This is a genomic window from Actinosynnema sp. NPDC050801, from assembly GCF_040673975.1.
Lineage (GTDB): Bacteria > Actinomycetota > Actinomycetes > Mycobacteriales > Pseudonocardiaceae > Actinosynnema.
Map to the genome: position 1 here is coordinate 144,079 of NZ_JBFAQZ010000007.1, position 13,568 is coordinate 157,646.

General features: G+C 70.5%; 13 protein-coding genes and 1 pseudogene. 5 read left to right on the forward strand and 9 right to left on the reverse strand.

Going from position 1 to position 13,568, the window contains the following annotated elements; all coding sequences use genetic code 11:
- Nucleotides 1-22: 22 nt before the first annotated feature.
- Nucleotides 23-535: pseudogene (locus AB0K14_RS17905) on the forward strand (5'-nucleotidase); the annotation flags it as partial.
- 150 nt (nucleotides 536-685) lie between these two features.
- On the opposite strand, the gene AB0K14_RS17910 reads toward AB0K14_RS17905, so the two are convergent.
- The gene (locus AB0K14_RS17910) at nucleotides 686-1,135 is read right to left on the reverse strand and encodes a carboxymuconolactone decarboxylase family protein (protein WP_360458427.1); all 450 of its coding nucleotides are present in this window, start codon (nucleotides 1,133-1,135) and stop codon (nucleotides 686-688) included.
- An 82-nt stretch (nucleotides 1,136-1,217) separates the two neighbouring features.
- Here AB0K14_RS17910 and AB0K14_RS17915 point away from each other — a divergent pair, with 82 nt between their 5' ends.
- On the forward strand, nucleotides 1,218-2,093 hold the full coding sequence (locus AB0K14_RS17915) for a sigma-70 family RNA polymerase sigma factor (protein ID WP_360458430.1): 876 nt from the start codon (nucleotides 1,218-1,220) through the stop codon (nucleotides 2,091-2,093).
- A 63-nt stretch (nucleotides 2,094-2,156) separates the two neighbouring features.
- Here AB0K14_RS17915 and AB0K14_RS17920 read toward each other — a convergent pair whose 3' ends face one another.
- On the reverse strand, nucleotides 2,157-3,878 hold the full coding sequence (locus AB0K14_RS17920; RefSeq protein WP_360458432.1) for a glycerol-3-phosphate dehydrogenase/oxidase: 1,722 nt from the start codon (nucleotides 3,876-3,878) through the stop codon (nucleotides 2,157-2,159).
- A gap of 188 nt (nucleotides 3,879-4,066) precedes the next feature.
- Between AB0K14_RS17920 and AB0K14_RS17925 the strand changes: the two genes are divergently transcribed.
- Complete coding sequence (locus tag AB0K14_RS17925) at nucleotides 4,067-4,807, forward strand: MIP/aquaporin family protein (RefSeq protein WP_360458435.1); 741 nt, start codon at nucleotides 4,067-4,069, stop codon at nucleotides 4,805-4,807.
- A gap of 14 nt (nucleotides 4,808-4,821) precedes the next feature.
- Complete coding sequence (gene glpK, locus AB0K14_RS17930) at nucleotides 4,822-6,342, forward strand: glycerol kinase GlpK (protein ID WP_360458438.1); 1,521 nt, start codon at nucleotides 4,822-4,824, stop codon at nucleotides 6,340-6,342.
- 75 nt (nucleotides 6,343-6,417) lie between these two features.
- On the opposite strand, the gene AB0K14_RS17935 is transcribed toward glpK, so the two are convergent.
- The 3 genes from AB0K14_RS17935 to AB0K14_RS17945 form a co-directional block, all read right to left on the reverse strand.
- Entirely contained in the window at nucleotides 6,418-7,119 is a 702-nt protein-coding gene (locus tag AB0K14_RS17935; RefSeq protein WP_360458441.1) for a hypothetical protein, read from the reverse strand.
- A gap of 13 nt (nucleotides 7,120-7,132) precedes the next feature.
- On the reverse strand, nucleotides 7,133-7,771 hold the full coding sequence (locus tag AB0K14_RS17940; protein WP_360458444.1) for a class F sortase: 639 nt from the start codon (nucleotides 7,769-7,771) through the stop codon (nucleotides 7,133-7,135).
- An 89-nt stretch (nucleotides 7,772-7,860) separates the two neighbouring features.
- A complete protein-coding gene (locus AB0K14_RS17945) occupies nucleotides 7,861-9,264 on the reverse strand; it encodes an NAD(P)H-quinone dehydrogenase (RefSeq protein ID WP_360458447.1) in 1,404 nt (467 codons plus the stop codon).
- 136 nt (nucleotides 9,265-9,400) lie between these two features.
- On the opposite strand from AB0K14_RS17945, the gene AB0K14_RS17950 reads away from it, so the two are divergent.
- Nucleotides 9,401-9,850, forward strand: a complete 450-nt coding sequence (locus tag AB0K14_RS17950; protein ID WP_360458450.1) for a gamma-glutamylcyclotransferase family protein — start codon at nucleotides 9,401-9,403, stop codon at nucleotides 9,848-9,850.
- A gap of 77 nt (nucleotides 9,851-9,927) precedes the next feature.
- On the opposite strand, the gene AB0K14_RS17955 is transcribed toward AB0K14_RS17950, so the two are convergent.
- From AB0K14_RS17955 to AB0K14_RS17970, 4 genes are all read right to left on the reverse strand, one after another.
- Nucleotides 9,928-10,845, reverse strand: coding sequence for a DUF559 domain-containing protein (locus AB0K14_RS17955; RefSeq protein ID WP_360458453.1), 918 nt, complete (start codon nucleotides 10,843-10,845; stop codon nucleotides 9,928-9,930).
- 130 nt (nucleotides 10,846-10,975) lie between these two features.
- On the reverse strand, nucleotides 10,976-11,770 hold the full coding sequence (locus AB0K14_RS17960) for an ESX secretion-associated protein EspG (protein WP_360458456.1): 795 nt from the start codon (nucleotides 11,768-11,770) through the stop codon (nucleotides 10,976-10,978).
- Nucleotides 11,770-13,125, reverse strand: a complete 1,356-nt coding sequence (locus AB0K14_RS17965) for a PPE domain-containing protein (protein WP_360458459.1) — start codon at nucleotides 13,123-13,125, stop codon at nucleotides 11,770-11,772. The genes AB0K14_RS17960 and AB0K14_RS17965 overlap by 1 nt, the downstream gene beginning before the upstream one ends.
- Before the next feature lie 27 nt (nucleotides 13,126-13,152).
- A complete protein-coding gene (locus AB0K14_RS17970) occupies nucleotides 13,153-13,437 on the reverse strand; it encodes a transcriptional regulator (protein ID WP_360458462.1) in 285 nt (94 codons plus the stop codon).
- Between the last annotated feature and the right edge of the window lie 131 nt (nucleotides 13,438-13,568).

The following is a 13,568-nucleotide window of genomic DNA, read 5'->3' on the forward strand; positions in this document are numbered from 1 at the left end:
ATGACCTCGTCTTCCTGCCGGTCGGGTGCTCCCTTCGGCCTACGTCGATGATGGCGGAACCGACCTGCGGATCGCGTTTGATTTCGACGGCGTGCTTGCAGACGACTCGTCGGAGCGGGTGATGCAGGAGGGTGATCTCGAGAAGTTCCACGAGCATGAGAAATCGAACTCGGCCATTTTGCTCGCCCGTGGCCCCTTGGCTGATTTTCTCAGGGGTATCGACCGTATTCAGCGACGGGAAGAGGAAGAGCGTCTGTCGAAAGCCGATTATCGTCCTCGGGTAAGGGTTTCCGTTGTCACTGCGCGAAATGCGCCGTCTCATGAGCGGGCGGTCACGAGTCTCAAGGACTGGGGGCTTCGGGTGAACGATGCGTTCTTCCTCGGCGGTATCGACAAGAGCAAGGTCCTCCGCGTGCTGAAACCCCACATCTTCTTCGACGACCAGGAACTGCACCTCAAGTCGGCGTCCGAGGAAGTCCCGTGCGTACACGTGCCATTTGGTGTGATCAACGAATTGGTTGATCACGCCGACTGACCGCGGGCACGCGGTCAGCTCACCGGTTCCATGACGATTTCGGGCCGCAGAGGCCGGCCTGTGGACAAGTACGCAGGCCGCCCGGACGTCCGTCGGACCGGGCTCAGGACCGGCCCGACGGACGCCGCGACGCCGGGCCCGACGCCCCGATCACCAGGACTTGCCGGCCTGCTCCCGCACCGCACGGTTGATCCGGTTGAAGAAGTTGGTCAGCGCGACGCCCAGGACGATCGCGCCCAGTTGCTGCTCGTCGAAGTGCCCGGCGGCCTCCGCCCAGACCTCGTCGGTCACGCCGGGCGCGCCGTCCTGGATCCTGGTCGCCGCCTCGGCCAGCGCGAGCGCCGCCCGCTCCGGCTCGGTGAAGAACGGCGTCTCGCGCCACGTCACCACGTTGTGCAACCGCTCGTCGCTCTCCCCCCGCTTCTTCGCCGCCGTCACCCCGCTGGACACGCACGGGCTGCAGCCGTTGATCTGGCTGGCCCGCAGGTGGACCAGTTCGAGCACCACCGGGTCGACGCCACTGGAGTGCATCACCTTGTACAGCCGCTGGATCGCCGAGGTCACGTCGGGGTTGGCCGAGCTCTTCAAGCGTGCTTCCATCGGTCTTGCTCCTCACCGGTTACCTGTGCCCTCCCGGGCCCGTCATCACCCATGACGGAGCAGCGCGGAGAAAGGTAACGACATGTCCGACACCAGCCCGACGACCCCGGTGACCGAGCAGTTCGAGGCGCAGCGCGACCGACTGCGCGCGATCGCCCACCGGATCCTCGGATCGCACGCCGACGCCGAGGACGTGGTGCAGGAAGCCTGGCTCCGGCTCTCCCGCCAGGACCCGGACACCATCCACAACCTCGCCGGCTGGCTGACCACGGTGGTCGGCAGGCTGAGCCTCGACGTCCTGCGCTCGCGCCAGGCCCGACCCGAGGCGTCCTACGACGACGGGCTGCCCGACCTGCTCGTGACGGCGGACGACGCCCTCGCGCCCGAGGACGACGTGGCGCTGGCCGACTCGGTGGGGCTCGCGCTGCTCGTCGTCCTCGACTCCCTCGGACCGGGCGAACGGCTCGCGTTCGTGCTGCACGACCTGTTCGCCGTGCCGTTCGACGAGATCGGCCGGATCCTCGGCAAGTCCACCGACGCGGCCAAGATGCTCGCCAGCCGCGCCCGCAGGAAGGTGCGGACGGGCGACCGCACCGCCGCGGCCGGTCGGGAGCAGCGGCAAGTGGTGCGGGCCTTCCTCGACGCCGCCCGCCACGGCGACTTCGAAGGACTGCTGCGCGTGCTCGACCCCGACGTGGAGCTGACCGTCGACACCGCCGACGGCGTGGTCGTCGTCCTCGGCGCCACCGAGGTCGCGACCCGCGCCCGGTTGGCCGCCGCCTCGGCACACGGACGACCGGTCCTCGTCAACGGCCTGCCCGGCATGGTCTCCTGGCGCGAGGACGGCACCCCCCTGTCGGTCATGGCGTTCACCGTGGTGGACGGCCGGATCACGGGCATCAGGACCGTGATCGACCCGGCGAAGCTGGCCCTCGTGGACCTGCCGAACCCGGCGTGACCCCCAGCGGCCCACCTCAGCGGCCCAGTTCAGCGGATCACCTCAGCGGCCCAGTTCAGCGGCTCAGCTCACCGGTTCGGTGATCTCCGGCCTGGCCTCGGGCGCGGACGAGCGCACGGCGTCCGCCGCCTGGTCGTCCGGCTCCGCCTGCGACGCCCGCTCCGCGTCCACGCGCGCGGTGTAGACCGCGACCTCGTGCGCGACCATGGCGTCGTCCCAGCCGTGGACGGTCGCCATCAGGCGGGCCACCGGCAGGGCGCACTCGACACCTCGGTGCGGGTACTCGATCGAGATCCTGGTGCGCCGGGTCAGCACGTCCTCCAGGTGCAGCGCACCCTCGTGCGACGCGGCGTAGACGACCTCCACCTGCAAGTAGTCCGGGGCGGCGGGCACGGGCTTGAGCAGCTCCGGGTCCGCCGACTCCAGCACCTCGTGCACCAGGGACCCGTAGCGGTCCAGCAAGTGCCTCACCCGATAGGGGTGCAGGCCGTACCGGGTCGCCAGCTGGTCCGCCTGGTTGACCAGGGCGTGGTAGCCGTCGGCGCCGATCAGCGGGACCTTGTCGGTGATCGACGGCTGGATCCGGCCCGGCAGGTCCACCGACGCCGCGTCCACCGCGTCCGCGCCCATGACCCGGTAGGTCGTGTACTTGCCACCGGCGATCGCGACCAGACCGGGCGCCACCCGTGCCACCGCGTGCTCCCGGGACAGCTTCGACGTCGACTCGCTCTCACCCGCCAGCAACGGCCGCAGGCCGGCGTACACGCCCTCGATGTCCTCGTGCGTCAACGGTGTCGCGAGCACCTCGTTGACGTGCTCCAGGATGTAGTCGATGTCCTTCCGCGTCGCCGCCGGGTGCGCCAGGTCGAGGTTCCAGTCGGTGTCGGTCGTTCCCACGATCCAGTGATTCCGCCACGGGATCACGAACAGCACCGACTTCTCCGTGCGCAGGATCAACCCCGACTCGGACACGATCCGATCGCGCGGCACGACGATGTGCACGCCCTTGGAGGCCCGCACCCGGAACCGACCGCGACTGCCCGACAACCGCTGCAACTCGTCGGTCCACACCCCGGTCGCGTTGATCACCGCGTGCGCCCGGACGGACGTCTCCCGCCCGTCCTCCACGTCGCGCACCCGCACGCCGGACACCCGGTCCGCCTCCCGCAGGAAGCCCACGACCTGCGTGGACGACCGCACGACCGCACCGTAGTGCGCCGCGGTCCGCCCGACCATCATGGTGTGCCGCGCGTCGTCGGCCTGCGCGTCGTAGTACCGGATCCCGCCGACCAGCGCCGTCGGCTTCAACGCGGGCACCAGCCGCAGCGCGCCGGCCTTCGTCAGGTGCTTCTGGCCCGGCACGGACCGCGCGCCACCCATCGTGTCGTACATGAGCAGGCCGGCCGCGGTGTACGGGCGCTCCCAGCCGCGGTGCGTCAGCGGGTACAGGAACGGCACCGGCTTGACCAGGTGCGGCGCCAGGCGGGTCAGCATCAGCTCGCGTTCCCGCAGCGCCTCGCGCACGAGCCCGAACTCCAGCTGCTCCAGGTACCGCAGGCCGCCGTGGAACAGCTTGGACGACCGGCTCGACGTGCCCGAGGCCAGGTCGCGCGCCTCGACCAGGGCCACCCGCAGACCGCGGGTCGCGGCGTCCAGCGCGGAGCCGACGCCGACCACGCCGCCGCCGATGATCACCAGGTCGAACGTCTCCGCGGCGAGGCGCTCCCAGGCCTGGGAGCGTTCGAGCGGTCCAAGCCGGCCTGCCGTGGTGGGGTGCTTGCGCATGACCACTGACGCCTCCCTGATGCTCGAACCGACTGGTCAGACCAGGACTGACTCGACCACGTTACCCGCTGGTACGCCACCCGTGGACAACTGATCAGGTCGGAACTAGCGTCAACGTGCATTGTGGGGTGGGCAGCGCCGCCGGACCCGGACCGTGCTGCCTCCTGTCAAGGCGAGGAGGTCGGCGAGTGAGCAGTGGCTCGATCTTCGTGTGGGAATTGCTGGGCACCGCAATCCTGATCCTGCTGGGTGCGGGTGTCGTCGCCAACGTCGTCCTGAAGGACACGTTGGGCAACGCCGGTGGATGGCTCCTGATCAACCTCGGCTGGGGCTTCGCGGTCTTCGCGGGAGCCAGCATCGCCGCGCCGAGCGGCGCGCACCTCAACCCCGCGGTGACCCTCGGTCTGGCGATCGCGGACAAGACGCCCTGGGACCAGGTCCCGGTCTACTTCGCCGGTCAGCTGGTCGGCGCGTTCCTCGGCGCCGTGCTCGCCTGGCTGGCGTACAAGGCGCAGTTCGACGCGCACGACGACCCGGCGGGCACGCGCGGCATCTTCTGCACGGGCCCGACCATCCCCAAGGCCGGCTGGAACGTCCTCACCGAGGTGATCGGCACGTTCGTGCTGGTCGCGTGGGTCCTGCTGAGCCCGGCCGCGAAGGAGGGCGCGGACGGCGTCCCGCAGCTGGGCAACTCCGCCCTCGGCTACGCCGGTGTCGCGTTCGTCGTGATCGGCATCGGCGCCTCGCTCGGCGGTCCCACCGGCTACGCCATCAACCCCGCCCGCGACCTCGGTCCGCGCATCGCCTACGCGATCCTGCCCATCCGCGACAAGGGCAGCGCCGAGTGGGGTTACGCCTGGGTGCCGGTGGTCGGTCCGCTGGTCGGTGGCGCGCTCGCCGCACTCCTGTACCTGGTTCTCCCGGTCTGAAAGGACTCCAGCGCATGACGAAGTACGTGGCCGCGATCGACCAGGGCACGACGTCGACCCGGTGCATGATCTTCGACCACTCGGGCCGCGTGGTCTCCGTCGACCAGAAGGAGCACGAGCAGATCTTCCCCAAGGCCGGGTGGGTCGAGCACGACGCGAACGAGATCTGGACCAACGCCAGGCAGGTGGCCGCGGGCGCGTTGGCCAAGGCCGACCTCACCACCGCCGACATCGCCGCGGTCGGCATCACCAACCAGCGCGAGACCGCGCTCGTCTGGGACAGGACCACCGGGCAGCCGGTCTACAACGCGATCGTCTGGCAGGACACCCGCACCGACAAGATCTGCCAGGAGTTGGCGGGGCTCAGCCAGAAGGACGGGCAGAGTGGTCAGGAGCGGTACCGGGACAAGACCGGCCTGCCGCTGGCGACGTACTTCTCCGGCCCCAAGATCCGCTGGATCCTGGACAACGTCGAAGGTGCGCGGGAGCGCGCGGAGGCCGGTGACCTGCTGTTCGGGAACATGGACACGTGGTTGCTGTGGAACATGACGGGTGGGGTGGACGGCGGCGTGCACGTCACCGACCCCACCAACGCGTCCCGCACGCTGCTGATGGACCTCGACACGCTGAGCTGGGACGAGGGCATCGCGGCCGACATGGGCATCCCCCTGTCGATGCTGCCGGAGATCCGGTCGTCGTCCGAGGAGTACGGCAAGGTGCGCGAACGCGGCGCGCTGGCCGGCGTGCCGATCGCGGGCATCCTCGGCGACCAGCAGGCGGCGACGTTCGGCCAGGCGTGCCTGTCGCCGGGCGAGGCCAAGAACACCTACGGCACCGGCAACTTCGTGCTGCTCAACACCGGCACGGACAAGGTGATGAGCGAGAACGGGCTGCTCACCACGGTCTGCTACAAGATCGGCTCGCAGGCACCGGTGTACGCGCTGGAGGGTTCGATCGCGGTCACCGGGTCGCTCGTGCAGTGGCTGCGCGACAACCTCGGCATGATCTCGACGGCCGCCGAGATCGAAGAGCACGCCCGCACGGTGGAGGACAACGGCGGCGCGTACTTCGTGCCCGCGTTCTCCGGCCTGTTCGCGCCGTACTGGCGTTCGGACGCGCGTGGCGCGATCGTCGGGCTGACCCGGTTCGTGAACAAGGGCCACCTGGCCCGCGCGGTGCTGGAGGCGACGGCGTTCCAGACCCGTGAGGTGATCGACGCGATGAACGCCGACTCGGGCGTGCCGCTGAAGTCGTTGAAGGTCGACGGCGGCATGGTCGTCAACGAGCTGCTGATGCAGTTCCAGGCCGACATCCTGGGCGTGCCGGTGATCCGGCCGGTGGTGAACGAGACGACCGCGCTGGGTGCGGCCTACGCGGCGGGCCTGGCGGTCGGGTTCTGGGCGTCGGAGGACGACATCCGGCAGAACTGGGCGCAGGACAAGCAGTGGGACCCGGCGATGGACGACGAGGCCCGTGCTCGGACCTACGCGGCGTGGAAGAAGGCCGTGACCAGGACCTTCGACTGGGTCGACTAGCAGGCGGGTCGACCAGCAGGTCGGGTCGACCGGCAGGTCGGGGGGCGTCGCCAGGTGGTGGCGCCCCCCAGCGGGTCAGGAGGTGCCGCCTCCGCCGGTGTCCGGCGCGCCCTTCGGCTTCTTGACCGGCTGACGCGGCGGCTGGTTCGCCGGCGGGTCGCCGAGCACGCTGAAACCGACCGCGAACAGTCCGTCGCGGCACTGCATGGTCGCCTGGTAGGTGCCCGGCGCGGCGACCGCCCGGGCGGTGCCGACGAGTTCGGCGCCCTGCGGCCGGAGTTCCAGCGGCGCCACGAACCCGGTCGAGCCGATCGTGGTCCCCGTGCAGTCGTGCTCGGCGGGGATGCGGGCGGTCAGCTCGCCACCGGGCCGCACCCGGGCCGGGCTCACCGTGAACGCCCGCAGCTGCGGCAGGCGGATGGTGAACGTCGCGTAGCCCGGTTGCCGGTGCCACAGGCAGTCGAGCCGCGCGGTGTAGGTGCCGGGGGTGGTGATCACCCGGCCGCGGGCGACCCGCGTGCCGGCCGAGTCCTGGAAGCCGATCGGCGCGGCGAAACCGGGCGACGTGGCCTGGTCGTGCGCCTCGCACATGCCGCCGGCCGTGACGGTGATCTCGCCGCCGGGCTCGACCTCGGTCGGCGACAGCAGGAGCGTCGGCGCCCCGTGGTCGGGGGTGCCCGCCCCGGCGGTGGCGGTCGTGGTGGCGGTGGTGGTGGCTGTTGCGAGCAATAACGCGGCGGCCAGCACAGCGGGCCGGGTGAGCGGTCTTCGTTGCACAGCGGTGGTCCTCTCAGATCAACTGGGCGTAGACGATGATGTTGTCGAGGTAGCTGCCGCCGGTCCGGTCGAACGTGCCGCCGCAGGTGATCAGGCGCAGTTCGGGTTCGGGCGTGTCCCCGTAGACGGCGTCGGTCGGGAACCGCTCCTTGGCGACCTGCTCGACCTGGTCGACCCGGAACGTCAGCGTCGAACCGTCGGCCCTCGACACCTCGACCTCGTCGCCGACGGCCAGTTCGCGAAGCCGGTGGAAGATCCCGGGCCGCGAGTCGCCGTCGACGTGGCCGAGGATGATCGCGGGGCCCGGCTCGCCCGGCGCCCGCGCGTGGACGTACCAACCGGCCTGCATGGGCTCGGAGACCGGCGGCACCTCGACGGTGTCGTCCGCGTTGAGGCCCAGTGGGATCAGGGACGAGCGCGCGGCGATCTTCGGCACGTTCACCTCGACCGGTTCGACCCGCGCCGCCACCGCGCTCGTCGCGTCCGCTGTCGTGCTTTCGGTCGCTTTCGCGCTTTCCGCCGACGTTGCCGCCGACGTCGATGTCGTGATCGCTGTGGTGGTCGCCGTCGTGGTCGCCGTCATCGCGCAACCGGTCAGTGCCAGCGCGAGCGCTTGTGCCGACACGGCGGCGTGCAGGCGGGACAGCGGCATGTGGCCAGCGTCCGCCTGCTCAGGTCGGAGTAGTGATCAACCGCTCACTATCACCCGATCCGGCTAATGACAGCCTCTGATGGCGGTACCTAGTCGAGGTCGTCGTGACGCATGAGCTGCCGGCCGGCCTCGGTGATCGAACCGGTCAGCGACGGGTAGACGGAGAACGTGGTCGCCAGGTCGTCCACCGTGAGCTGGTTCTGCACGGCGAGCGTGATCGACAGGATCAGCTCGCTGGCGTTCGGCGCGACCACGACACCGCCGATCACCACCCCGGTCGCCGGGCGGCAGAAGAGCTTGACGAAACCGCGCCGCAGGCCTTCCATCTTGGCCCGCGGGTTGGTGGCCAGCGGCAGCATGATCGTGCGCGCGGGCACCTCGCCGGAGTCGATCGCCTGCTGGCTGATGCCGACGCTGGCGATCTCGGGGTTGGTGAACACGTTCGCCGCGACCGTCTTGAGCCGGATCGGGCTGACGCCCTGGCCGAGCGCGTGCCACATGGCGATGCGGCCCTGCATGGCGGCGACGCTGGCCAGCAGCAGCAGGCCCGTGCAGTCGCCCGCCGCGTAGACGCCGGCGACGTTGGTGCGCGAGACCCGGTCGACCGGGATGTACCCGCCGCGACCGAGCTCGATGCCGATCTTGTCCAGGCCCAGGTCGGCGGTGTTCGGGACGGAGCCGACCGTCATCAGGGCGTGGCTCGCCTCGATCGTGCGACCGTCTTCCAGGTGAATCAGGACGCCGTCGCCGACGTTCTCGACCCGGTCCGCGCGGGCGTGCTTGACCACCGCCGTGCCGCGTTCGGCGAACACGTCCTCCAGCACCACGGCCGCGTCGGCGTCCTCGTGCGGGAGCACCCGGTCGCGGCTGGAGACCATGGTCACCTTCACGCCCAGTTCGGTGTACGCCGAGGCGAACTCCACCCCGGTGACACCCGATCCGATGACGGCGAGGTGCTCGGGCAGCTCGGGGAGGTCGTAGATCTGCCGCCAGGTCAGGATCCGCTTGCCGTCGGGCTCGGCACCGGGCAACACGCGCGGGGTCGCACCGGTTGCGATGAGCACCACATCGGCGGGCAGGACTTCCTTCGTGCCGTCGTTCGCGATCGCCACGACCTCGTGCTGGGCGAGCCCGCGGGCGTTGTCGCAGAACTTGCCGATGCCGTTGACGATCCGGACGCCCTCGCGCTGCAGGCGGGCCCGGACGTCGGCGGACTGCGCGAGCGCAAGGCCCTTCACCCGTCCGTGGACGACCGGCAGCTCGACCGCCGCTTCCGCGTTGTTCGTGCGAATGCCCAGCTCACCGGCGTTGCGGAAGGCGCTGCGGCCGCCCGCGGAGGCGATGAACGTCTTCGACGGCACGCAGTCGTAGAGCACGCAGGCGCCGCCGAGGCCCTCGCGTTCCACGATGGTCACGTCGGCCCCGTGCTGGGCCGCGACCAGTGCCGCCTCGTAACCTGCGGGGCCACCGCCCATGATGACGATGCGGGTCACGACACGTCCTCCTCGTGGTCGTCGGCGCCGTTCGCGCCGCTGGAAGCCGCTGGTAACCGTACGCGGTCGGGTGTCGGGGTGTGTCGTCCGGTCTTCTGGTGCCTCGCGGTGATCGCGAGGTCGCTAGGCTGTGCTCGTGCCGCTCTATGCCGCGTACGGGTCCAACATGGACCCGAACCAGATGATGGAGCGAGCCCCCTACTCCCCGATGGCGGGGACCGGGTGGCTCGCCGGATGGCGTCTGACGTTCGGTGGCGAGGACCTGGGCTGGGAGGGCGCGCTCGCCACCATCGTCGAAGACCCCGACTCGCAGGTGTTCTGCGTGCTCTACGACGTGAGCCCGCGTGACGAGTCCCGCCTCGACCGATGGGAAGGCGCCCTCGGCCTCTACGAGAAGATCCGCCTCCGCGTCCAAACCCTGGAAGGCTCGGTCACCGCCTGGCTCTACATCCTGGACGCCTACGAAGGCGGCCTGCCCTCGGCCCGCTACATCGGCGTGGTGGCCGACGCCGCCGAAGCCGCCGGCGCCCCCGACGACTACGTAGCCGACCTCCGCACCCGCCCCTGCCAGGGCATCGGCCCCTAACCCCGCGTGTCGAACACTCGGGACCGGCGTGTCGAACGCCCAGGTCCCGAGTGTCGAACGCTCAGGTACCCCGAGTTCTACGTTCGGAACGCCCATGCCCTGCGTCCAGGACCACTGAGCGCGCTGCTCAGCTCCCGGAACAAGCGAACGGGGTTGCGCAGGTCCGAGACATCGGCCCGGAGCACCTTCCAGCCGCGGCGCCGCAGGTCCTCGTCACGAGCGCGGTCGGCCTCGGCCTTGTCGACGTGCGCCGCGTAGCCGTCGTACTCCACGGCCACGCGGGCGTCCGGCCAGGCGAAGTCCAGCCGCCAGACCTCGCGGTCGTCCAGGTCGTGGACGGAGTACTGCGGCTCAGGCAGCGGGAAGCCCGCTTCGGCGATCATGAGCAGGAGCGTGCTCTCCGGTGGGGACTCGGGCAGGCCGGTGGCGAGGTCCAGGAGGAACACGCCCTGGCGTCGGCCGCGGTAGTCCCGCCGAGCCGCGATGCGTGCGGTGAGGTCGGCTTTGAACGCGGCTCGCTGCTGCGGCGGTAGGGCTCCGAGTGCTTGATCGGCGCAGGCCAGGGCCGTGGAACGGTGGCGTCCCCGGCAGAGCAGGTCGGCGAGGGCGTAGTCGAGCACCATCGTGCGCAGACCGTCGATCTCGTTCACGTCGGCGGGGTCGTAGCTGTGGTAGTGGACCGCGACGTCGGGGCGTGGCCGGAGTTTGCGTTCGTATCCCAGCATCAGGTGGACGCGGTTGGTGTCGGCCGCCGTGCAGCCGTGCAGCCACACTGAGGTGTGGCTGGTCAGCGCGGCACCCGGTCCCGCCATGAGCAGCGCTGCCGCGGCCCGGGTGTGCAGGCTCGTCATGCGTTCCCGCTGGATGACGACCGTGCGGCAGTAGCTGACCAGACGGCCCTCGGCGATGGCGTTGCGCAGCGACTTGCCGCCGAGGTGGTTGTGCAGGCGGGTACGCGAGTAGGCCCCGTGGAGGCCCGGAGGCAGTTCGATCATGCATAACCGAGGGGCGGGACCGTCGATCCCGTACACGGTTCACCCAACCGTGTGATGCATCCCGACCTGAGCGTTGAACTCAGGGGTCCTGAGTGTTCGACTCGCGGGACGTGAAGGTTCGACTCGCCGATTAGGGGGTGGTGAGGGCTTCTAGGTGTTGGATCAGGCGGCGGGAGTCGACGGGGGAGACGGTGCTCCACGGTTGTTGGCCCGGGGTGGCGCGGCGCAGTTGGATGTAGCGGCCGTGCGGGTTGTCGAAGAACGACACGACGTGCTCCTGGCGGACGCGCTTGCCCCACTTGTCACGGGCCGCGGCGCCGAACTGGCCGCGGTTGCCCGCGTCGCGGAACATGTCGGCCAACGTCCGGGCGTCCTCCGCCCGGACACCCCGGGACACCAACGCGTTCTGCAGGTCGTCGGGCGTGTTGGCGACGCCCGCGGCGGCGTCCAGGTCGGCGCTGGGCAGGGTCACCGAGTGCCCCGGCCCGGCGGGCAGCGGCGGCAGCACGGAGAGGGCCTCGCGGGGAAGGCCCTCCGCTGACGCCGGACGGAGCGTCAACTGGTCGTGCGAGAGCACCGCGAGCACGCCCGACGTGCCCTTAGCCGCGGCCAGGACGCGCACGCTGTGCCCCAGCCACAGACGGCCGTCCACCTCCTGCTGCGGCCGGTTGAGCAGGTGCAGCAGGTCTTCCAGCAACGGGTCCAGCGACACCGGGCGGCCCAGACCCCGTCGGTCCAGGTCCGCCCACGCCCGCTGCTCCAACTCGGCACGCTCGGCGTGCGTCTTGCCCGGCGACGGCACCTTGAGCACCAGCGGCATGGTCTCCAGCCGCAGGTGCTCCCACAGCACGTCGAACTCCAGCGCCGAGATGGTCACGGGTTCACGCAGGTCGTTGCTGCCCAAGTCCAAGCCGAACGTCGTCATCAGTGGGTAGTGCTCTCCCCGATCACCGGAGGCGAGATGGTCCCGCCAACGCCGTAGATGTCGTCCGTCTGCCGAAGGTAGTCAGCGGCGTCGTGGGTGGCATCTTCTTCCTCTTCCGCGCCACGAGGACCGCCCAGTCCGCCGAACGGGTCGAACGTGGGCTGCGCCGGCGCCGCGACGGTCCGCTTGTGCACGGTGTCGTTCCCGCCGACCTGACCGCCCGCACCGAGCATCGAGCCCGGCGACCCCGGCGTCGACGTCGCCGCGTGCTGCGCGTTGGCCGTGGCGAACGCACCGATCTCCGTCGAGCTCACCGACGTCGTGCCGCTGGGCAGCGGCAGGGATCCGCCCGCGCCCGGGAGCAGCTGCTGGTTCGCGCCGCCGCCACCTGCGCCGCCGCCACCCGTACCGCCGCCTCCCGCACCGCCGGCACCCGCACCGTTCCCGGCGTGCTGGCCGTTCGTCACTTCGGGAGACCCGGACGAGGACGACTTGCGCCGGTCCTTGTCCTGCTGACCACCCGCGCCGCCGATCACGCCACCCGGCCCGTACGTCGCCGGACCCGACGCGGACGCCGGTAACGTGGCCGACGAAGGTCTGGTCGACCCGGCCGCGGGCGCCGAGGACGGGCCGGTCGGCGAACCGCCGCCGAACCACGGCTGACCCGCCGGGCGCTGAGGCGAGTAGCCGCCGCCGCGACCACCGCGGCCGCCGCGCCACCCACCACGACCGCCGCCACGCCCGCCACCGCGCGGACCGCCGTACCCCCAACCGGGCCCGGACACGCCCGCCGAGTCGTTGCGCACGACCTCGGGCGCGCTGATCACCAACTGCGGCGGCTGGTGGAACTGCCCCAACGTGCTGGTGTTCGAGACGGTGCTGGAGGCGTAGGTCGTCATCACCTCACGCGCGCGCTGCTCGGCCGCGTTCTGCGCCTTCTCCTGCTGCTCGTAGTCCGTCTGCCCGCCGACCAGGTTGGTCAACGCGCTGACGAGCATGTTCGGCTGCTCCGCGGTCACCTTCACCGGCGGCGGCATGTCGGAGCGCGCCTTGGCGATGTAGTCCGCCTGGAGCTCGGCCGAGATGCGCATCACCTCCGCGCCGGCACGGGCGTCGTCGGCCCACGCGGCCAGCGGGTTGATGCCCGCCCGCGCCCGGTCCGCCGCCCCGCCCTCCCAGGAAGCCCCGGAGCGCAGCACGCCGGCGTGCAGCTCGGAGTTGATCTCGGTCAACGCGGCGGAGACGCCCTGCCACCGCTCCATCGAGGCGTGCGAGGCCTTCGGCCCCGGCCCGGAGTTGATCTGCTCGTACAGCTCTTCATGGCTGTACCCGCTCCAGCGGTGTCCATCGGGCATGAACTTCCCCTTGCCTGCGCCGGGCGCTCAGCGGCTGCCCTGCTGTCCCATCAACCCGGTGTTGTCGTCTTCGATGGACTTGTACTGCTGCTCGACCAGGTTGAGCGCGTCCATGGCCGACTTGAGCTGCCGCTGGTAGTTCTCCAACGCGATCAGCGCCGAGTCTCCCGATTCGAGCGACCGCTCGTTGAACCTCTCCGCGGCGTCCTGGCTCACCGGATCACCGGCCCACGGTCGGACCCTGACCTCGGTGATGGCCAGCTCGATCTGCTGGTCCAGCTTCGTCAACGCGCCTGCGAACGCGCTGCGCAAGCTGGGGATGGCACTCGGCTCGACGTTCAACGTGTGCGACAGGGGCGGTGGTGAGCCCGTGTCAGCGCCGTGGCCGTGGTCTTCCGACGGCATGGACAACCTCCCGCCTTCCTCGTTCCCACCGCGCACTC

Coding starts and splice junctions, on each gene's coding strand:
- glpK (WP_360458438.1), top strand. CDS start 4,822: ATGACGAAGTACGTGGCCGCGATCGACCAGGGCACGACGTCGACCCGG.
- AB0K14_RS17915 (WP_360458430.1), top strand. CDS start 1,218: ATGTCCGACACCAGCCCGACGACCCCGGTGACCGAGCAGTTCGAGGCG.
- AB0K14_RS17920 (WP_360458432.1), bottom strand. CDS start 3,878: ATGCGCAAGCACCCCACCACGGCAGGCCGGCTTGGACCGCTCGAACGC.
- AB0K14_RS17960 (WP_360458456.1), bottom strand. CDS start 11,770: ATGACGACGTTCGGCTTGGACTTGGGCAGCAACGACCTGCGTGAACCC.
- AB0K14_RS17910 (WP_360458427.1), bottom strand. CDS start 1,135: ATGGAAGCACGCTTGAAGAGCTCGGCCAACCCCGACGTGACCTCGGCG.
- AB0K14_RS17965 (WP_360458459.1), bottom strand. CDS start 13,125: ATGCCCGATGGACACCGCTGGAGCGGGTACAGCCATGAAGAGCTGTAC.
- AB0K14_RS17955 (WP_360458453.1), bottom strand. CDS start 10,845: ATGATCGAACTGCCTCCGGGCCTCCACGGGGCCTACTCGCGTACCCGC.
- AB0K14_RS17940 (WP_360458444.1), bottom strand. CDS start 7,771: ATGCCGCTGTCCCGCCTGCACGCCGCCGTGTCGGCACAAGCGCTCGCG.